This is a genomic window from Paucidesulfovibrio longus DSM 6739, assembly GCF_000420485.1.
In the GTDB taxonomy this organism is placed as follows: domain Bacteria; phylum Desulfobacterota; class Desulfovibrionia; order Desulfovibrionales; family Desulfovibrionaceae; genus Paucidesulfovibrio; species Paucidesulfovibrio longus.
Map to the genome: position 1 here is coordinate 40,007 of NZ_ATVA01000019.1, position 17,638 is coordinate 57,644.

At 65.7% G+C, this 17,638-nt stretch carries 20 protein-coding genes; 16 read left to right on the forward strand and 4 right to left on the reverse strand.

Annotated elements, in window-relative coordinates; all coding sequences use genetic code 11:
* The first annotated feature begins 188 nt into the window (after positions 1–188).
* Positions 189–608 (forward strand): cytochrome c3 family protein, encoded by a 420-nt coding sequence (locus G452_RS0116770; RefSeq protein WP_022663426.1) that lies wholly within the window; start codon positions 189–191, stop codon positions 606–608.
* 78 nt (positions 609–686) lie between these two features.
* Here the strand turns inward: G452_RS0116770 and G452_RS0116775 are convergent, their stop codons facing one another.
* From G452_RS0116775 to G452_RS21705, 3 genes are all read right to left on the reverse strand, one after another.
* Positions 687–2,048 (reverse strand): sigma-54-dependent transcriptional regulator, encoded by a 1,362-nt coding sequence (locus G452_RS0116775; protein WP_022663427.1) that lies wholly within the window; start codon positions 2,046–2,048, stop codon positions 687–689.
* A 36-nt stretch (positions 2,049–2,084) separates the two neighbouring features.
* Positions 2,085–3,521 (reverse strand): HAMP domain-containing sensor histidine kinase, encoded by a 1,437-nt coding sequence (locus G452_RS21245; protein WP_022663428.1) that lies wholly within the window; start codon positions 3,519–3,521, stop codon positions 2,085–2,087.
* A 458-nt stretch (positions 3,522–3,979) separates the two neighbouring features.
* A complete protein-coding gene (locus G452_RS21705) occupies positions 3,980–4,495 on the reverse strand; it encodes a hypothetical protein (protein ID WP_022663429.1) in 516 nt (171 codons plus the stop codon).
* 338 nt (positions 4,496–4,833) lie between these two features.
* Here G452_RS21705 and G452_RS0116795 point away from each other — a divergent pair, with 338 nt between their 5' ends.
* The 12 genes from G452_RS0116795 (at position 4,834) to G452_RS0116850 (ending at position 14,145) form a co-directional block, all read left to right on the forward strand.
* On the forward strand, positions 4,834–5,196 hold the full coding sequence (locus G452_RS0116795; protein WP_022663431.1) for an FmdB family zinc ribbon protein: 363 nt from the start codon (positions 4,834–4,836) through the stop codon (positions 5,194–5,196).
* Between the two features lie 63 nt (positions 5,197–5,259).
* Complete coding sequence (purB, locus tag G452_RS0116800) at positions 5,260–6,558, forward strand: adenylosuccinate lyase (protein ID WP_022663432.1); 1,299 nt, start codon at positions 5,260–5,262, stop codon at positions 6,556–6,558.
* Between the two features lie 3 nt (positions 6,559–6,561).
* Positions 6,562–7,119, forward strand: coding sequence for an orotate phosphoribosyltransferase (pyrE, locus tag G452_RS0116805; protein ID WP_022663433.1), 558 nt, complete (start codon positions 6,562–6,564; stop codon positions 7,117–7,119).
* Positions 7,120–7,151: 32 nt separating this feature from the next.
* Positions 7,152–8,414: a L,D-transpeptidase family protein gene (locus tag G452_RS0116810; RefSeq protein WP_022663434.1), complete on the forward strand. Its 1,263-nt coding sequence runs from the start codon at positions 7,152–7,154 to the stop codon at positions 8,412–8,414.
* A complete protein-coding gene (locus tag G452_RS0116815; protein WP_022663435.1) occupies positions 8,411–9,139 on the forward strand; it encodes a hypothetical protein in 729 nt (242 codons plus the stop codon). Before G452_RS0116810 ends, G452_RS0116815 begins: the two co-directional genes overlap by 4 nt.
* A complete protein-coding gene (locus G452_RS20165; protein WP_022663436.1) occupies positions 9,108–11,024 on the forward strand; it encodes a M14/M99 family metallopeptidase in 1,917 nt (638 codons plus the stop codon). Before G452_RS0116815 ends, G452_RS20165 begins: the two co-directional genes overlap by 32 nt.
* An 88-nt stretch (positions 11,025–11,112) precedes the next feature.
* Positions 11,113–11,451 (forward strand): ArsR/SmtB family transcription factor, encoded by a 339-nt coding sequence (locus tag G452_RS0116825; RefSeq protein WP_022663437.1) that lies wholly within the window; start codon positions 11,113–11,115, stop codon positions 11,449–11,451.
* Positions 11,452–11,516: 65 nt separating this feature from the next.
* Positions 11,517–11,747, forward strand: a complete 231-nt coding sequence (locus G452_RS0116830) for a thioredoxin family protein (RefSeq protein WP_022663438.1) — start codon at positions 11,517–11,519, stop codon at positions 11,745–11,747.
* Between the two features lie 28 nt (positions 11,748–11,775).
* The gene (locus G452_RS0116835) at positions 11,776–12,150 is read left to right on the forward strand and encodes a putative zinc-binding protein (protein WP_022663439.1); all 375 of its coding nucleotides are present in this window, start codon (positions 11,776–11,778) and stop codon (positions 12,148–12,150) included.
* A gap of 205 nt (positions 12,151–12,355) precedes the next feature.
* The gene (locus G452_RS20170; RefSeq protein WP_022663440.1) at positions 12,356–13,066 is read left to right on the forward strand and encodes a MotA/TolQ/ExbB proton channel family protein; all 711 of its coding nucleotides are present in this window, start codon (positions 12,356–12,358) and stop codon (positions 13,064–13,066) included.
* Position 13,067: 1 nt separating this feature from the next.
* The gene (locus G452_RS0116845; RefSeq protein ID WP_022663441.1) at positions 13,068–13,490 is read left to right on the forward strand and encodes an ExbD/TolR family protein; all 423 of its coding nucleotides are present in this window, start codon (positions 13,068–13,070) and stop codon (positions 13,488–13,490) included.
* Position 13,491: 1 nt separating this feature from the next.
* Positions 13,492–14,145 carry a hypothetical protein gene (locus tag G452_RS0116850; RefSeq protein ID WP_022663442.1) on the forward strand — a complete coding sequence of 218 codons (654 nt, stop codon included), beginning with the start codon at positions 13,492–13,494 and terminating at the stop codon, positions 14,143–14,145.
* Positions 14,146–14,197: 52 nt separating this feature from the next.
* Here the strand turns inward: G452_RS0116850 and G452_RS0116855 are convergent, their stop codons facing one another.
* Positions 14,198–14,956, reverse strand: a complete 759-nt coding sequence (locus G452_RS0116855; RefSeq protein ID WP_022663443.1) for an SDR family NAD(P)-dependent oxidoreductase — start codon at positions 14,954–14,956, stop codon at positions 14,198–14,200.
* A gap of 53 nt (positions 14,957–15,009) precedes the next feature.
* Between G452_RS0116855 and G452_RS0116860 the strand changes: the two genes are divergently transcribed.
* The 3 genes from G452_RS0116860 to G452_RS20180 are packed head-to-tail and all read left to right on the forward strand — an operon-like array spanning position 15,010 to position 17,638.
* Entirely contained in the window at positions 15,010–16,167 is a 1,158-nt protein-coding gene (locus tag G452_RS0116860) for a pyridoxal phosphate-dependent aminotransferase (RefSeq protein ID WP_022663444.1), read from the forward strand.
* Positions 16,164–16,853: a class I SAM-dependent methyltransferase gene (locus G452_RS20175; RefSeq protein WP_022663445.1), complete on the forward strand. Its 690-nt coding sequence runs from the start codon at positions 16,164–16,166 to the stop codon at positions 16,851–16,853. Before G452_RS0116860 ends, G452_RS20175 begins: the two co-directional genes overlap by 4 nt.
* Positions 16,854–16,855: 2 nt before the next feature.
* Complete coding sequence (locus G452_RS20180) at positions 16,856–17,638, forward strand: SOS response-associated peptidase (RefSeq protein WP_022663446.1); 783 nt, start codon at positions 16,856–16,858, stop codon at positions 17,636–17,638.

A 17,638-nucleotide genomic window follows, 5' to 3' on the forward strand; every position in this document is an offset into this window, starting at 1 on the left:
GGGCGCAAATCCCGGCCGGACACTGCGCAGAAAACGTACGCATGGCTTGCGCTTAAACCCAAAATAGCGAACAAGGGCGGCCTGCGCGAAGATGGCACGAGGGTTGCTTTCCCCTTTTCAACACCCTGCTGGATGGGGTACGGGATGAACTTGGATTCCGTTCTCATCCAACGAAGAGGAGGATAGTCATGAGAAGGATCATCGTGCCCGTTTTCGTGCTGACGGCCCTGTTCTGTCTGCTGGCCGCGAGCGCGGCCCTGGCCGCACCCGAAGCGCCCAAGGACCCCGTGGAAATGAAGTACCCGGACGACGGCAACAAGTATGCGCCGATCATGTTCATGCACACGGACAAGCACCTCGGCGTCGCCGGAGGCTGCGCGACCTGCCACCACAAGTGGGACGGCAAGGCCGAAATCACCGGCTGCCGGGTCGAGGGCTGCCACAGCGACACCAGCCGCGAGATGAAGCGCGAGCCCACGTCCTACGATTCGGCCTTCCACAGCAAGGACGCCAAGATGAGCTGCGTCGGCTGCCACACGGCCAATCTCAAGGACAACCCGGACTTCAAGGGCCCGAAGAAGTGCAACGACTGCCACAGCAAGAAGTAGCCTTCCACCAAGCCTGAAACGCCAGCGGCCCGCTTCCGGACACGGAGGCGGGCCGCTCGATTTCCGGGCGGGCGGGACTCACTCGCCGTCCGGCTCCACGAATCCGTATTTATTGATCTTATAATGGATTGCCCGGCGGCTGATGCCGAGCAGGTCCGCGGCTGCGGTCTTGTTCCAGCGCGTGTGCTTCAAGGCCCGGAGGATGGTCTCGCGCTCGTTTTCCTCCAGGGAGAGCGCCTCGCTTCCCGGTGCGGCCCCAGCGCCGCCAGCCGTCTGCGCGGAGCAGGATTCCTCCAGTTGCAGGTCCGAGGGCCGCACCACCCCGTCCGTGGCGAAGACAGCGCCCGCTTCCACGGCGTGGCGCAGTTCGCGCACGTTGCCCGGCCAGGAATGGGAACGCAGCAGCTCCAGAGCTTCGGGCGCGAGGCGCAGCGGCTCGACTCCCTGCTCCTCGCAGGCCCTGGCCAGAAAGCGCTCCGCCAGCAGGGGGATGTCTTCCCGGCGCTCGCGCAGGGGCGGCACCACCAGGGTCACGACCTTGATCCGGTAATAGAGGTCTTCGCGGAACTCGCCCCGCCGGACCATCTCGCGCAGGTCCGCGTTGGTGGCCGCCACCACGCGGCAGGAAACCTTGACGTCGCGCGTGTCGCCCACGCGGCGGATGGTGCCCTCCTGAAGAAAGCGCAGCAGCCGGGTCTGCATCTCGGCGGAGACGTTGCCGATCTCGTCCAGGAAAAGCGTGCCCTTGTCCGCCTCGCTGATGAGGCCCTTCTTGTCCTTGATGGCGTGGGTGAAGGAGCCTTTGACATGGCCGAAAAGCTCGCTCTCCAACAGGCTGGGCGGGGTGGAGCCGCAGTCCACGACCACGAACGGGCCGTCCGAGCGCGGGGAAAGCCGGTGCAGCAGCCGGGCCACCAGTTCCTTGCCCGTGCCGGACTCGCCGACCACGAGCACGCCCACCTCGGTGCGCGCGACGCGCTCGAGCAGCTGCTGGAACCGCTGCATGGCCGGGCTTTTTCCGCCCCAAAGCACCTCGCGGATCTCGGCGCAGCCGTCCCGGCCGGCAGGAGCCTGGGCCGGGAGCAGCTCCTTGACGCGGCGCAGCAGCTCCTTGCCGTCGAAGGGCTTGGTCAGGTAGTCTGCGGCCCCCGAACGGATCAGGGCCACGGCGTCCGGAATGGTGCCGTAGGCCGTGAGCAGGATCACGGGCACCTGGGGCCACTTGTCGCGCACCGCGGCCAGCAGCCCCTCGCCGCCCATGCCGGGCATCTTCATGTCCGAGACGACGAGGTCCACGGGCCGCTCCGCAAGCAGTTCCAGAGCCTCTTCCGCGCTCCTGGCCGCGAGCGTGGCCAGACCGGCGGAAGCCAGCCGGGCCTCGACCACGTCGAGGATGCCCGGATCATCGTCCACCACAAGAATCATACGTTTTTCGGCCATGTCTCGCTTTCCGTTTTCGTTCGCCCCTTCAGGGGCCTATTGCCCGCCGCGCGCCGGAAGCAGGAAGCGGAACGCGCTGCCCGGCCCGTCCGGTCTGCCCTCGACCCACATGCGCCCGCCGTGCGCTTCCACGATGCTCCGGGAGATATACAGCCCCAGGCCCGCGCCTTCCACTGTTCCGGCCGCGCCGCGATACCACTTCTGGAAGACCAGCTCCCGCTCGGCCTCGGCCACGCCCGGTCCCTGGTCCAGGACCGTGAAGACCGCGCCTTCGTCGGCTCGCTCCAGTTCGAGGGCCACCTCCCCTCCGCGCGGGGAAAACTTGACCGCATTGCCGAGGAGGTTGACCAGCACCTGCCCGACCTGCCCGGCGTCGGCCCAGACCACCCCCCAGCCGCCCGGGTCGTACGGTCCGCCCGACAGGGTCACGCCCTTGGCCTCGGCCGCCGGGCGGACCCGCTCCAGCGCGGTTCGCGCCAGCAGGGCGGGATCCTCCTCGGCGGGGCAGACCTCCATGCGCCCGGCCTCCAGCCGGGAAACGCGCATCAGCCGCTCCAGAAGGTCCGAGAGGCGCTCGGCCTCGCGGGCCGCGATGTCCAAAAACTTCTTCTGCCTGGGGTCCACGTCGCCGAAGGCCCCTTCGCCCACCAGGTCCACGGACTCCCGGATGCTGGTCAGGGGCGTGCGGATTTCGTGGCTGAGCATGGAGATGAAGTCCGCGCGCATCTGTTCCTCGCGCTCCAGCCGCGCCGTGAGCCGGTCCAGGGCCTGGGCCAGCTCGCCCAGCTCGTCGCGGCTGCGCACGTCCACGGAGGTGGCCCGGCCCGTGCGGCCGAACTCGCGCAGGGCCGTGCGGATGCTGCGCAGGGAGCGGTTCAGGCCGAAGGCGAAAAGCAGCGACCCCGAAAGCCCCAGCGCGATGATCAGCCCCAGCCCCATCAGCCCCCGGCGCGAGGCGCGGGAGGCCGCCTCGTTGAGCGCGCCGAGCCGCCGCTCCATGGCCTGCTGGTTCTCGTCGCGAATCTCCCGCAGCCGCTGCATCCAGGCGGCCACGGTCTGGTCCGGCATGAGCAGGCGCACGGGGTCCGCGCCCTTTTTCAGGGTGATGGTGTACTCGCGGGTCAAGAGTTCCAGGTCGTCCTGGTATTCCGGGTGCGCGGCCAGGGTTTCCTCGAGCATATCGCCGAGTTCGGAAAGATCCTGGACCACAGCTTCCATGTAGGCGTCGTCCTGGAGTATTTCGTAGCGCTTGCGGTCGTCCTCCAGCTTGGAGAGCTGCTGGAGCATGCGCTGCACGGCCACGCCGATTTCATGGTTGGTGTGCACGATTTCCGCGGACTCGGCCACGATCACGTCGATGCCGGAAAGCAGGTAGGCGGTGGTGGCGTAGAAGATGGCGATCAGGACCAGACACCAAAGCAGCAGGCGGGCCGTGATGCCCATGCGGATGCGTTTTCTGATGCGTGCGAGCAAGGCCTCTCCGGGAACGGGGTTGGCCGCCTCGGCGGCGGGGCGACGATGGGCGCGAGGGTACACCGAAGCCGCGTTCCGGTCCAGACGCCGCAGCCCGCAATGCGCCTGCGCGCGGAAACGGATGAGGCCCGCCCCCGATGGGCGGGCCTCGCGGCGAAGTGAGAGTGTAACGCGTGATGAATCATGCATCCTCGCCGTCGTCGCCCCCCGCTGCCCGTTCCGCATGGTCGGGGGAGAAGACGCAAGGAGAAAGCAACCCGCGTGCCACATGGGCAGCGCAATGAACAGCCCGGAATTGCGCGTTTTTTCCGGCTCCTGCGAAAAAGGGACGGGGAGCGGACGAACAGGGAGGGCAAAGTTTGCGCGGCGCTGCGCACCGAAACGAAGAAGAAAAAGGCCGGAGCCCGAAAGCCCCGGCCGGAAATGGCGGAAGAAAAGAACAGGAGGCCTGTCCGGAGCTATTGCAGGGTGTCCGGCTCGGCCGTGTTTTGCTGGCCGCCGAGCACCAGCTTTTCGCGGTATTGCTGGACCTCTTCCAGCTTGCTCCACTCCGAGAACATCTCCTCCCACTCCTCGAAGTCGTGGAAGCGCTCGTCCAGATATTTCTCGTGGCCCCGGTTCCAGAGCTGGAACATGTAGAGATCCACCTTGAAATCCTTGGAATCGAAGGCCTTGGGCAAAATGTCCGGGGCGAACTTCTGTCCGTCCAGCCGCGAGCTGGCGAAGGCGCAGACCGTGGCCTGACATTTCTCGTAGGTCACGTCGTCCCCGTTCATCATTTCGGCCAGGGGCAGGAGGTCGGGCTGCTTCTCCTGGATGCGTTCGAGGGCCTCGGCAGGCACATCCACATAGAGCGTGCCCTCGCGGTCCACGAGGAAATAGAAGCGCACCCACTGCTCAAACATCATGATGCGCAGGATTTCCTTGCCGGCCTTGCCCACGTTCATGCTTTTCAGGTTCAGGTTATGGTTCATTCAGCTCTCGATGGTTGGTCGTTTATCAGGAAGGAGGATAATGGTCATGATCCGCCCCGGCGTCAACCCCGGAGCAGCGAGACTGGACTGGACAAGCGCATGCGGGTAATGTATGGCTGTTCGCTTCCGAACACCACCCGTGTTGACACCGCCATAAGGAGGATTATTTCAATGGCCAGACATAAGAAGCATGAACGCAAGAAGGAACTTGACCGCCGCCGCAAGCGCCGTGAAGAGCGCATCAAGGCCCGCATCCGCGAGGCCATGGCCGCGGGCAAGTAGCCTGCCACTCCGCCTGCAAGGGGCGGAAAGCTACTTCATTTCCAAGGAGGATGGTTATGCCCATCTACGAATACGAGTGCGAGGACTGCAAACAGATCTTCGAGGAATGGCAGCAGGGCTTCGATGATCTCGACCTCGACTGCAAGGTCTGCGGCGCCAAGTGCCATAGGCTTATTTCCAACACCTCGTTCGTCCTCAAGGGCTCGGGCTGGTACGTGACCGACTACGCGGGCAAGACCCCCAGCGGGGCCTCGGCAGGCGAAGGCGGAAACGGGAACGGAAATGGGAACGGCAACGGCAACGGCGATAGTGCCAAGCCCGCCGAGACCAAAGCGGCAAAACGGGAAGAGGCCAAATCGTCCGCCTGTCCCGGCAAGGCCGCGAGCCCAGGAACGGCCGGCATCGACACCTCCGCCTAGGAGACGGCAAGGCAGCCCCGGCTGCCTTTTTTTTCGTGACCCCCATCCATAGGGAGCCTCCCCATGATCGAACGCTACTCCCGCCCGGAAATGGCCGCGCTCTGGACGCTTGAAAACAAGTTCCGGGCCTGGCTGGAAGTGGAGTTGGCCGTCTGCGAAGCCTGGTGCGAGCTGGGCGTCGTCCCCGCCGAGGACATGCGGATCATCCGCGAGAAGGCGGACTTCGAGCTGGACCGCATCCTCGAAATCGAGGAACGCACCAAGCACGACGTCATCGCCTTCCTCACCGCCGTGGAAGAGAAGGTCGGACCGGCCTCGCGCTGGATTCACCTCGGCTGCACCTCCTCGGACATCGTGGACACGGCCAACGGGCTGCTGCTGACCCGCGCGGGCGCGATCATCGCCGAGGATCTGGACAAGCTCCTGGCCGTGCTCCGGCGCATGGCCGACGAGCACAAAGGCCGCCTCTGCATGGGCCGGACCCACGGCATCCACGCCGAGCCCACCACCTTCGGACTCAAGCTGACCGGCTTCTACGCCGAGTTCAAACGCCACAAAGCCCGGCTCGACGCCGCGCGCGAGGGCGTCCGCGTGGGCAAGATTTCCGGCGCGGTCGGCACCTACGCCCACCTCTCCCCGGAGCTGGAAGAACGCGCCCTGAACATCCTCGGCCTCGCGGTCGATCCCGTGTCCACGCAGATCATCCAGCGCGACCGCCACGCGCACTTCTTCACGGCCCTGGCCCTGCTCGCCGGGGGCATCGAGCGGCTGGGCACGGAACTGCGCCACCTCCAGCGCACGGAAGTGCTGGAAGTGGAGGAAGGCTTCTCCAAGGGGCAGAAGGGCTCCTCGGCCATGCCGCACAAGAAGAACCCCATCTCCGCCGAGAACCTCTGCGGCCTCTCCAGGCTGGTGCGCACCAACGCCCTGGCCTCCATGGAGAACATGCCGCTCTGGCACGAGCGCGACATCTCCCACTCCTCGGTGGAGCGCGTGATCATGCCGGATTCGACCATCCTCATGGACTACATCCTCGCCCGCATGACCGGCCTGCTCGACCGGCTCAAGGTCAACGCGGACAACATGGACCGCAACCTCCAGGGCTCCTTCGGCCTGTTCTACTCGCAGCGCCTGCTGATGAAGCTGCTGGACAAGGGGCTGAAGCGCCAGGAAGCCTACGAAATGGTCCAGGCCGTGGCCATGCGCTGCTGGGAAGAGCGCAAGGCGTTCCAGACCGAGGCCGCGGCGGACGAGGGGCTTCGCGCGCATCTTTCCCCCGAAGAATTCGCCGATACTTTTGACCCTTCCTATTACCTGCGGTATGAAAACGTGATATACGACCGAGTATATCGGGAGGACTGAGTCATGGACGACCTGAAGCGGCGCCTTGCGCGCCTGCTCCTGAACCTCTCCTACGTGGAGGGGGAGGTTACGCTGACCTCGGGCAGAAAAAGCGATTACTACTTCGACTGCAAGCAGACCGCCCTGCACCCCGAAGGCGGATGGCTCATCGGCTCCCTGTTCCTGGAAATGCTCCAGGGGAAAGGCGTGGCGGGCGTGGGCGGCATGACCCTCGGCGCCGATCCTCTCGTCAGCGCCGTAAGCGTCCTCTCCTACGAAAAAAATTGTCCTCTGCCCGCTTTTATTATAAGAAAGCAGTCTAAAGGGCATGGAACCAATCAGTTCCTGGAAGGCATGAAGAACTTCGCCCCCGGAAGCCGCGTCGCCCTTCTGGAAGACGTGGTCACCACCGGAGGAACCCTGCTCACCTCCGTGGAGCGGGTCCGTGAGGCGGGCTACGAGGTCGATTCCGTGCTCTGCGTGCTGGACCGCGAGGAAGGCGGACGCGAACGCCTTGCCGATGCGGGACTCAGCCTGGACGCCATCTTCACCCGCGCCGAATTGCTGGCGGCGGGGAAATAATAGCGAAAAGCCTCTTAACCGACCGGATACGTATGAAGGGACTAACGCCCCCCGCCCTGCTCCTGATCCTGTTCCTCGTTGCGGGTACGGCCCGTGCCGACGGTTGGTCGCCCGTATTCAGCTCCCACGACCAGGGCCCGGAGATCATGGTCGCCGTGGACAAGGATTCGCAGACCCTCTACGTGCTCGGCCGCCACAGCCCGCTGGAAGTGGTCCGCAAGCTGCCCTGCACCACGGGGCAAAGCGACGGGGACAAGGTCGAACGCGGCGACCTGCGCACGCCCGAAGGCGTCTACTTCATCGAAGGCCGACTGGACCAGGGGCTCGACTGGGAGCTTTACGGCGACGTCGCCTACCCCCTGAACTATCCCAATCCCGTGGACCGCATCCGGGGCAAGTCCGGCTCCGGCATCTGGCTGCACGGCCGAGGCAAGCAGCTCGTCCCGCGCGACACGCGCGGCTGCGTCGCGCTTGCCGATCCGGATATCGACGGTCTCGGCAAGGATCTCTTCACGGACATGCCCGTGGTCATCGCGGGCAAGGTCGCCTGGACCGAGACGGGCGGAAAGGACGCGCAGGAAGCGGCCGACCTCGTGCATGAAGTGCGCGAGTGGGCCAAAAGCTGGAGCGCCAGGAGCGAGCATTTCTTCGATTTCTACGCCCCGAAGCTTTTGAGCGCCTCCGGCATCGACTTCGACGGCTTCCGCGCGCACAAGCGCAACATCTTCAAGAGCCAGCCCTGGATCGACGTGATGGTGGACAATGTCAAGGCGCTCCAGGGGCCCGGATACTGGGTGACCTGGTTCGACCAGTACTACCGCACCGGGAGCCTGACCTCCGCCGTGGGCAAGCGGCTCTACTGGCAGCAGGACGAATCCGGAAACTGGCGCATCGTGGGCAGGGAAATCACCTCGGCCAGCGACGACCTCGCCGACAAGTACCTCTCCTCCCGCTCGGAAGAGCTCCGCGGCCTGATACATTCCTGGGCCGAAGCCTGGCAAAAGGCCGACCTCAAGGACTACGCCTCCTTCTACGACAAGGCGGCCGTTCAGGACGGACGGCGCGGAGCCGACGACATCGCCGCCTACAAGGCGACTCTCTGGGCCGAACGTCCGCCCAGAGTGGTCGATGTGCAAGACATAGAGATACGCCCCCACGAAATGGGCCTCATGGCCAGCTTCGTCCAGACCTACCGCGACGCTTCGGGCTACGAGGACAAGGGCCGCAAGACCCTGATCCTCACTCCCACCCCCGACGGCTGGCGTATCGTCAATGAGCAGTGGAGAGCCTTATGAACGACGCCAAGTACAGCATCCTCTTCATGCGGGACGACCTCGACGTCCGCCGTTTCCGGCTCAACCCCTTCTGGCTCAAATCGATCTTCGTCAGCCTGACCCTGCTGGTGCTGGTCGCCGCGGCGGGCATCTACTTCGGCGCGACCTCGCTTCGGGACAACCTGCGCCTGCGACACGAGAACAAGGAACTTTCCCAGCGCCTCGACGAGGCCGAACTGCGGCTGAGCACCCTGGGCAACATGGAGAAGATCCTCGAATCCTACGACACCAAGGAACTCCAGAGCCTGCTCAGCCCGGAGAAGGCCGAGACCCCGGAAGCCGAAGCCAAGCCGACGGCCCCCTCCGAACCGGCCAAGCCCGCCGTGGACCTCTCCTCCATTTTCGCCAAGACCGACACGGGAGCCGTGCGGCTCGAAGACGTCCGCCTGGAAATCGAACAAAAGCAGGTGCTCGTCAGCTTCAATCTGCTCAACAACCTGGGCAACACCCAGCTCAGCGGCGACACGCGGCTCGCCCTCGTGGCCAACAACGGCGAGGTCATCGAACTGCCCGCCAAGAACGCCGACCTCTCGTTTCAGATTCAGCGGCGCAAGCCCATCCGAGCCAGAGTTCCCCTGCCGGACGGCCTGGACAGGGCCAACGTCTTCGGCCTCCGGTTGACGGTCACCCGCGAAGACGGAAAGGTCGTGTTCAGTGAAACGTACCCTCAATATCGCGTGGATTAGCCTTTTTCTGCTGCTTTGCGCGGCGTCGGGCGCGTTCGCCGCTTCCGAGCGCTACGTCTTCACGTTCTTCGAGGGGACGCAGTATCCCTTGACCGTGGTGTTTTTGCGCGGCGAGGAAAACGGTCCGACCATCATGGTCCAGGGCGGCATCCAGGGCGACGAGCCTTCCGGGTACATCACGGCCCAGATCCTTTCCCGTTCCCACGTCCGCAAGGGCAACCTCATCGTGGTGCCCCGCGCCAACGTGCCCTCCATCAACCTGCGCACGCGGCAAGTCAACGTGGACATGAACCGCCGCTTCGACCGGGACTACAATCTCTTCTACGAAGACCGGCTCGCCCGCGTGGTCCGCTTTCTCCTGGCCCAGTCCGACGCGCTCATCCACCTGCACGAGGGCAGCGGATTCTACCACCCCACCTACGTGGACAATCTCCGCAACCCCATGCGCTACGGCCAGTCCATCATCATCGACACCCTGGTCTACGGGCGCTGGAACCTGGGCCGCACGGTGGACGACGTGCTGGCCAAGCTGAATCCCGGCATTTCTCCGGAAATCTACCGCTTCCAGCTCTTCAACACGCGCACCTTCGACGACCAGACCAACTACTCGGAAATGCGCAAATCCCTGACCTGCTATGCGCTGACAGCCCTGAACATCCCGGCCATGGCCGTGGAGGTCAGCAAGAACATCACCCAGCTCGACTGGAAGGTGCAGCGCCAGCTGGAAGCCACGGAGGCCCTGCTGCGCCACTACGGCGTGGACCTGGACGCCCCGGAGGTCAGCTCCAGCATGGTCGCGGACTATGCGGACGACGTGCGCGTGCGCATCAACGGCAAGACGCTCTCCCCCGGCCAGACCATCGACCTCGCGCCCGGCGCGCCCCTGACCGTGGAAACCGAAAACGAAAGCAACGTGCTCTCCCCGGCCGTTTCCGTGTTCGCCTCGGACCGTCCCGGCGTGAACCTGATCAACACGCCCCGCCTCGCGCTGGACTCCTTCCAGAAGCTGGAGGTGCGCTCCGACGGCAAGATGGTGGCCTCGGCCCGCGTGCGCGTCCAGGGCCGGCTTTCCGGCGGGGAAGACATGCGCCCGCCCGTGTTCGTCTGCTGGCTGAACGGCAAGCCCCATTTCGTGCGCGAGGGAGAAACCCTCGCCGCCCTGGTGGGCGACCAGCTCATCCTCGAAGGAATCTGGGGCTCCTCGCGCGAGGAAGTCCTGAACTTCAAGGGCTACGTGGCCCAGCGCAGCCCCAACGACGGCCAGGACTGCGGCTGGGAAATCATTCTCGACCCGGACAACTTCATGGACAAGTATCGCCTCGACGAGGAAGCCGACCACGACCGCGACCGGGCCGAAGACGCCCTGGCGCGCTGGGCGGGCCGCGCTCCCGAACAGGACGCCGCACGCTTCCGCATCGTCCGCGAGACGCCGGGGCAGCCCCGCTCCGAATTCTACGTCGCGGTGCGGCCCCGCACGGTGCACGCCCTGCGCCTGCTCGACGACCAGGGCAAGAGCGTGGTCGTGCCCTGGCGGCCCGGCGACGAGTTTCGACTGCCCGAAGGCAGCTACGTGCTGGAGGACGCCTGGAGCAACGGCTCCGCGGACAAGCTCCTGACCACGGCCAACGACATGCCCGTGCGCACCGGCGCTTCGGTGCGCGTCTCCAAAGACTCGATCCTGCGGCTCTGCCTGCGGCAGGCCACCACCTTCGCCTCCATGGGCTCCATGACGCTCACGGCGCGCGGCTCCAAGGCCGATCCGGCATCCGCCGCCGATGCAGCCCGGACCGCCTCGCCGCAGCGGCCCGCCTCCGCAGACGCAAAGCGCGCCAGACCGGCACAGGCCGTCGTCGCCGAACCGCCCGTGCATCACGCCACCCGCTGAGGCCCCTTCTTCCGGCCTCTGTCCCGCCTCCGGACGGACGGCCTTCCCTTCCCTTGACATGCATTCGCATTGCGCTGTATTCAGAGGAATGACGCTTGGCGATTCTACCAAATGTTGCACGCTGCCCCGTCCGGAAACCAACGGTCCGGAACGGTACGCGGCCAGGGCAAAGGTGATGAAGGCCATGGCGCACCCTTCGCGATTGATGCTCGTGGACGAGTTGTCGCGCGGAGAACGCTGCGTCTGCGACCTGACGAACCTGGTCGGCCACGACATTTCTACGGTTTCGAAGCATCTGGCCGTGCTCAAGAAGGCCGGGCTCGTGGAGGACGAGAGACGCGGCAAGCAGGTCTTTTACCGCATGCGGGTTCCCTGCGTGCTGAATTTCTTTCAATGCCTGGAGGCGGTGCTGGCTGCGGACCGATAGCTTTTTTTTCGCCTTGATAATTGGCGATATTGCCAAATAAACATACAACGAATCACGGAGGCATCATGAAAATTCAGGTTTTTGGTCCGGGCTGCGCAAAGTGCACCCAAACGGAAAAAGTCGTCCGCGAGGCGCTGGCGGAATCCGGCGTGCAGGCGGATGTGGTCAAAATCACGGACTTTCAGGAAATCGCGTCCTTCGGCGTGTTCTCAACGCCCGCCGTGGCCGTGGATGGCGAGGTAAAGCTCGTCGGCGCGGTGCCGACGAAAAACGACGTGCTGGGCTGGCTGAAATAACCGACCGACCTACCTGGGAGAAATGGACATGTCATCGAACTGCTCTTGTTCCTGCGGTGAAGCCCCGAAATTCGTGTTTTCCTGCTCCGGTGCGGCGGATGTCGGTGAGATCGCGGACCGGGCCGCCCGCGTCGTCTCCCGCGAGGGAGCCATCAAGATGTTCTGCCTCGCAGGCATCGGAGGCCGTGTTTCCGGCATCGTCAAAAGCACGGAGGCCGCCGCCCTGGTCGTGGCCGTGGACGGCTGCCCGCTGAACTGCGCCAGAAAGACCCTGGAGCAGGCTGGAATCACCGACGTGAAGCACGTGCAGCTGCACGAACTCGGCCTGAAGAAAGGGGAATCCCCGGCCACCGAAGAGCGCATCGAGCAGACCGCGCAAGCGATCCGCTCCCTGCTCGGCTGAACACCTTTCCGCGGAATGGCCGTCTTTTCGCGGCCATTCCGCCTGCCCCCGCCTCCGGGCCTTCGGATGGCTCCCCCCTCCGGCGAAGCATTGCGCAATTCCTCCTGATCCGCGTCCCTTCTTGCACTCGCGGGACATTCGTCCTACAAAAAACAGCGGTTGCGCCCTGCCTCACGGGTGCGGCGAATCATGGAGGAACGCACGCATGGAAGGAATGGCCGAGAGCGGATTCTGGTCGCTGCTGCTGGAAACCGGGCCGGTGATCAAAGTGGTCTTCGCGGTGCTGCTGGCCATGTCCCTGGCCAGCTGGAGCCTGATTTTCCTGAAATGGCACGAACTGCGCAAGGCCCAGGCCCAGGCCCGCGAGGACAGGTCCGCCTTCGAGGCCGCCTCAAGACTGGACCAGGCCATGACCTCGACCCGCACGCGCCCGGACCAGGGCGTGTCCCGCCGGGTGGCGGAAACGGGCATGGACGAACTGCGCCGCCTCGCCGACCTGGACCTCGACCCCGCGGTCAAGGGCAGAATCATCCTCGAAAGCGTGCGCCACACCTTGCAGGACGAAGCCCAGGCCCAGGCCGACAGGCTCCACGGCTCCCTGGCCCTCCTGGCCACGGTGGGCAACGTGGCTCCGCTCCTCGGCCTTTTCGGCACGGTCTGGGGCATCATGAATTCCTTTTCCAGCATCACGGGCGGCGCGGACATCGTCACGGGCGTGGCTCCCGGCCTTGCCGAGGCGCTTTCGACAACGGCCCTCGGCCTGATCGTGGCCATTCCCGCGGTCCTGGCCTACAACGCCTTCCTCAAGCGCCTGGGCGACATCGAAGGCGAGCTGGCGCGGCTTTCCAGCGCGTTCATGAACCGGGTCAAGGAGGAATTCTCCAGCATCCTGACCTGCGCTCCCAGGGAGAATTGAGATGGCTCCCCGCGCCCGCCGCCGCTTCCTTTCCGAGATCAGCACCACACCCTTCGTGGACGTCATGCTCGTGCTCCTGGTCATCGTCATGGTCGGCACGGCGGTCAAGGGCAAGGGAGTGGAGGTCGAGCTGCCGCGCACCCGCACCGTGCAGTCCCTGCCCAAGGGCAGCGGCCATTTCGTCCTGAGCATGGACGCGGACGGCAGGATTTTCATGGACACGGAGGAAGTGGACCGGGACCATCTCAAGGAATATCTGGTCCAGCGCGTGCTCAAGCAGGACAAGGCCGTGTTCCTGCGCGCGGACAAGGACGTGCCCTACGGCGAGGTCGTCAGGGTCATGGCCGAAATCCGCGAGGCAGGCGTCCCGCGCATAGGAATCGTGGCCGAACCCGAAGACCAGGCCGCTCCGGGCAGCGACTGAGATGCGCGCGCGCACCGTTTCCTGGCTGCTCTCCCTGGGCCTGCACCTGGCCGCGCTTGTCCTGGTCCTGGTCCTGGCCCCGCCGGACTCGCTGCGCGCCATGCTCGGCGCGGAGCTGACAGACGAAGAGCTGGCCGCGATGCTGCCGCCCGAATACGCCGCGCCCCCGGACGAGACGGTCTACATCCCCATCAGCCCGAACAAGGTGCTCGTGACCTACGGCGGGCGCAACGCCACCGAGGAGGAGCTCTTCCGCGAGTTCGCCGAGGGCGGCGGTCTGGTGGGCGGCCTGGACCAGACCTCCTACGGACCCAAGATCCGCTTCGGAACCACCCTTTTCGAGCACTACCATTCCTATTACGTCAGCGGCCTTGTGGGCCACTTCCGCACGGACGACGGGCTGGACGTCTACATCGTGGACGGGCGCAAGGATCCGCGCGTGAAAAAGCTCCTGCTGCACGTTCCCTCGCGCGGCTTCACCCGCGCCCTCACCGAGTACAACAGCCGCTACATCTATTCCTACGGGCCGAGCCTGCTTTCGACGGAACCGATCCAGGGCTCGGTGATGTTCATGGGCGACGGCGACAAAATCTATCGCCTGATGTGGATTCCAAAGGCGGGCAAGGCGCTCTACCCGGAGCGCGTCTATAAATGACCCTGCGTGTCCGGGGTCGCGCCGGGCGTTTTCGGACGCCCCCCTCCGGCGGCTAGGCTTCGGGCAGTTCCCGATAATCGAAGGTTTTCCCGTGCAGCTCCATGCAGGTCCGGTTCAGCAGGTCGGCCAGCTTTTCCGCGGCCTGCTCCGGGGTCACGAGCATGCCCTTCTCCTTCCAGGGACGAAACGCGCCCTGGACGTTTTCGGACTGTCCGCCTTCCGCGTTGCGCCCCTCCTTCTGCATGCGCGTCTCCACGATGCCGGGCCGGTACACGAACGCGGTGACCCGGTCCGTTTCCGCTGCGAGCTGGCGCATGTAATGCTCCTCGGCAGCCTTGGCCGCGCAATAGGCAGCCGTGCCGGGCAGCGTCTTCCGCGCCGCTCCGGACCCGAAGAACACGGCGAAGCCGGAGCCCTGGCGAAGCAGGGGAGGATAGCTGAAGCGCGCCAGCTGATAGGCCGCCTTGACGCTGGCGTCCATGACGTCGCAAAAAAGATTCTCCGGCAATTCCCAGGCCGAGGGTCCGGGAGCGAGCACCCCGGCCGCGTGGATGAATCCCTGGAAATCGCCGAGATCGCAGGCGCGCAGCACGAGGCGCTCCGCGACTTCGGCCTCGGCCGCGTTGCCGTGGACGCATTTGGCGCGCACGCCCAGGTCGCGGCAGGCCTCGCAGGACTCCTGCAAATCGGATTCGGAACGGGCCGAAAGCACGAGGTTCACGCCCCGCGCCGCCAGGATCAGGGCCAGAGCCCGGCCTATCCCGCGCGACGCGCCGGTAACGATGAGGGTTTTGTTCCGGAAAAAACTCATATACGTTCACCCTTGGTTTAACGGATACCATTATTTCAGACAAGGATTCCATCATGCCGATACGGCAAAGCAACCGTTGCGATCTTGTTAAACAATCGGACATCCGAAGCATGACCCTGGCCTGCGCCGAGCGGGGAGGCATCAACCTGGCCCAGGGAGTCTGCGACCTGGACGTGCCCGAACCCGTGCTCCAGGGAGCCGCCGACGCCATGCGCGAGGGCTACAACGTCTACACCCGCTTCGACGGCCTGCCGGAGCTGCGCCTGGCCATTGCCGAAAAGCAGCGCCGCTTCCAGGGGCTGAACCTGGACCCGGAAACGCAGATCGTGGTCAGCGCCGGGGCCACGGGCGCGTTCCAGGCCGCCTGCACCGCCTTGCTGGAGGCGGGCGACGAGGTGCTGCTCTTCGAACCCTACTACGGATACCACGTCAGCACGCTGCGGGCCATGGACGTGACCCCGCGCTTCGTGCCCCTGCACGCGCCGGACTGGAGCTTCGACGACGCCGAGCTGGAAGCCGCGGCCTCGCCCCGGCTGCGCGCCGTGGTCCTGAACACGCCCTGCAATCCCTGCGGCAAGGTCTTCAGCCGGGCCGAACTGGAACGCGTGGCGGACTTCTGCCAGGCCCACGATCTCTTCCTCTTCACGGACGAGATCTACGAACACTTCGTCTACGACGGCCTGGAGCACGTCTCCCCGGCCTGCCTGCCCGGCATGGAGGAACGGACCATCGCCATCTCCGGCGCGTCCAAGGTCTTCGCGGTCACGGGCTGGCGCCTGGGCTGGGCCTCTTGCCATCCCCGCTGGCGCGAGCCCATCGGCCACTTCAACGACCTCTACTACGTCTGCGCCCCGGCTCCGCTCCAGATCGGCGTGGCGCGAGGCATCACCGGGCTGGGACAGGAATATTACCATGAGCTTGCCGAGGACCACGGCAAAAAGCGCGACCGCTTCTGCGAGGCCCTGAAAAACGCCGGGCTCGCGCCGCACGTTCCGCAGGGAGCATACTACGCCCTGGCCGACATTTCGAGCCTGCCGGGCCGGGACAGCCGCGAGCGGGCCATGCACCTGCTGGAGCGCACGGGAGTCGCCTGCGTTCCCGGCCGGGCCTTCTGGCACGACGGCGCGGGCGAGGGGCTGGCGCGGTTCTGCTTCGCCAAGCGCTGGCCGGAGCTGAACCAGGCCTGCGAACGGCTGGAGCGCCTGTCATGAGCGAGGATCCCAACCGAACCGACGAGTACGCGGGCATCGCGCGGGCCTACGACCCGTTGCTGAACCCTTTTCTGGACCGGCCGCGCCTGGGCGTGACCGAACTGGTGCTGCGCTGCCTGCGTTCCTTCGAATCCGAGGAGGAGCAAGGCTCCGCAGCCGCCCCGCCTCCCCCTGTTCTGGACCTTTGCTGCGGCACGGGCAGGCAGGCCGTGCTGCTGCGGCGCGAGGGGCTGCGCGTCCAGGGAGTGGACATCTCCCCGGCCATGCTCGACGTGGCCCGCAGGCAAAGCCCCCCGGACATCGTATATTATGAAGAGGACGCCTCGGCCACGCACTTCGCGGACCGCAGCTTCGGCTGCGTCTGCGTTTCCATGGCCCTGCACGAAAAGGCTCCGGCCCTGCGCGAGGCCATCGTGGAGGAGGCCCTGCGCCTGCTCCTGCCGGGAGGCTCGCTGGTCCTGCTGGACTACCGTCTGCCGGAAACCTGGAGCGGCCGGGCAATGATGCGGCTGAGCGCGCTCGTGGAACGCATGGCCGGGCGGGAGCACTACGCCAACTATCGGCAGTTCCTGGCCGGAGGCGGCATGCGCGCCCTGCTGGGAGCCTCGCGCCTGCCCTTCCGGCGTGTGGAGACGTACTTCCAGGGCGCGCTGGGCCTCTACCGCGTCTTCACCAGGGATGAATGACCATGTGCGGACGGTTCGGATTCAACCTGACCAAGCGGGACATCGAGGACGGCTTCGGGGTGTTCGTGGAAGGGGACGGCCCCGCCCCGGACTACAACATCGCGCCCGACCCCACGGGCCTGCGGCCTGTCCTGGCCGTGCTGCGCATGGGCCGGGAGCGTCTGCTGGCGGGCATGGCCTGGGGACTGGTCCCGCCCTGGTCGCAGGACCGGCGTCGCCACTTCGTCAACGCCCGCGCGGAAACGGCCCTGGACAAGCCCTCCTTCAAGCACGCCATGCGTCACCGCCGCTGTCTGGTGCCCGCGGGGCTGTATTATGAATGGAAGACGGAGCCGCGCCTGGTGCCGGGCAGCCTGCCGGGAACGGCGGCCTCCGGGAGCGGGAAGGCTCCGGCGGAAGGCGGGACGAAGCGCCGCCCCGCAGCGGGAGCGAAAACGCCCTGGGTCTTCACCCTGCAAGGCGGCGCGCCCTTTGCCCTGGCCGCCATCTGGGAACACAACGAGAACGCCGGCTCCGGACTGGCCGTGCTGACCACTCCGGCCAATGCCCTGGTCGCGCCCGTGCATGACCGCATGCCCCTGATTCTCCCGCCCGAAGCCTACGACGCCTGGCTTGACCCGTTCGCGCCCCTCGACGAGATCGCCCCTTTGCTCGCGCCCTTTCCGGCGGAAAAAATGCGCGGCTGGCCCGTGTCCCGCCGGGTCAACAACCCGTCGAACCACGGGCCGGAACTCATGGAGCGGCTTGCGGACGAAACGCCCGCAGAAAGAGAAAAACGGGGATAA

Bases quoted from the DNA above. Each gene is read 5' to 3' on its own strand.
- G452_RS0116770 (WP_022663426.1), top strand. From the start codon at position 189: ATGAGAAGGATCATCGTGCCCGTTTTCGTGCTGACGGCCCTGTTCTGT.
- G452_RS0116775 (WP_022663427.1), bottom strand. From the start codon at position 2,048: ATGGCCGAAAAACGTATGATTCTTGTGGTGGACGATGATCCGGGCATC.
- G452_RS21705 (WP_022663429.1), bottom strand. From the start codon at position 4,495: ATGAACCATAACCTGAACCTGAAAAGCATGAACGTGGGCAAGGCCGGC.
- G452_RS0116795 (WP_022663431.1), top strand. From the start codon at position 4,834: ATGCCCATCTACGAATACGAGTGCGAGGACTGCAAACAGATCTTCGAG.
- purB (WP_022663432.1), top strand. From the start codon at position 5,260: ATGATCGAACGCTACTCCCGCCCGGAAATGGCCGCGCTCTGGACGCTT.
- pyrE (WP_022663433.1), top strand. From the start codon at position 6,562: ATGGACGACCTGAAGCGGCGCCTTGCGCGCCTGCTCCTGAACCTCTCC.
- G452_RS0116810 (WP_022663434.1), top strand. From the start codon at position 7,152: ATGAAGGGACTAACGCCCCCCGCCCTGCTCCTGATCCTGTTCCTCGTT.
- G452_RS0116815 (WP_022663435.1), top strand. From the start codon at position 8,411: ATGAACGACGCCAAGTACAGCATCCTCTTCATGCGGGACGACCTCGAC.
- G452_RS0116825 (WP_022663437.1), top strand. From the start codon at position 11,113: ATGACGCTTGGCGATTCTACCAAATGTTGCACGCTGCCCCGTCCGGAA.
- G452_RS0116830 (WP_022663438.1), top strand. From the start codon at position 11,517: ATGAAAATTCAGGTTTTTGGTCCGGGCTGCGCAAAGTGCACCCAAACG.
- G452_RS0116835 (WP_022663439.1), top strand. From the start codon at position 11,776: ATGTCATCGAACTGCTCTTGTTCCTGCGGTGAAGCCCCGAAATTCGTG.
- G452_RS20170 (WP_022663440.1), top strand. From the start codon at position 12,356: ATGGAAGGAATGGCCGAGAGCGGATTCTGGTCGCTGCTGCTGGAAACC.
- G452_RS0116845 (WP_022663441.1), top strand. From the start codon at position 13,068: ATGGCTCCCCGCGCCCGCCGCCGCTTCCTTTCCGAGATCAGCACCACA.
- G452_RS0116850 (WP_022663442.1), top strand. From the start codon at position 13,492: ATGCGCGCGCGCACCGTTTCCTGGCTGCTCTCCCTGGGCCTGCACCTG.
- G452_RS0116855 (WP_022663443.1), bottom strand. From the start codon at position 14,956: ATGAGTTTTTTCCGGAACAAAACCCTCATCGTTACCGGCGCGTCGCGC.
- G452_RS0116860 (WP_022663444.1), top strand. From the start codon at position 15,010: ATGCCGATACGGCAAAGCAACCGTTGCGATCTTGTTAAACAATCGGAC.
- G452_RS20175 (WP_022663445.1), top strand. From the start codon at position 16,164: ATGAGCGAGGATCCCAACCGAACCGACGAGTACGCGGGCATCGCGCGG.
- G452_RS20180 (WP_022663446.1), top strand. From the start codon at position 16,856: ATGTGCGGACGGTTCGGATTCAACCTGACCAAGCGGGACATCGAGGAC.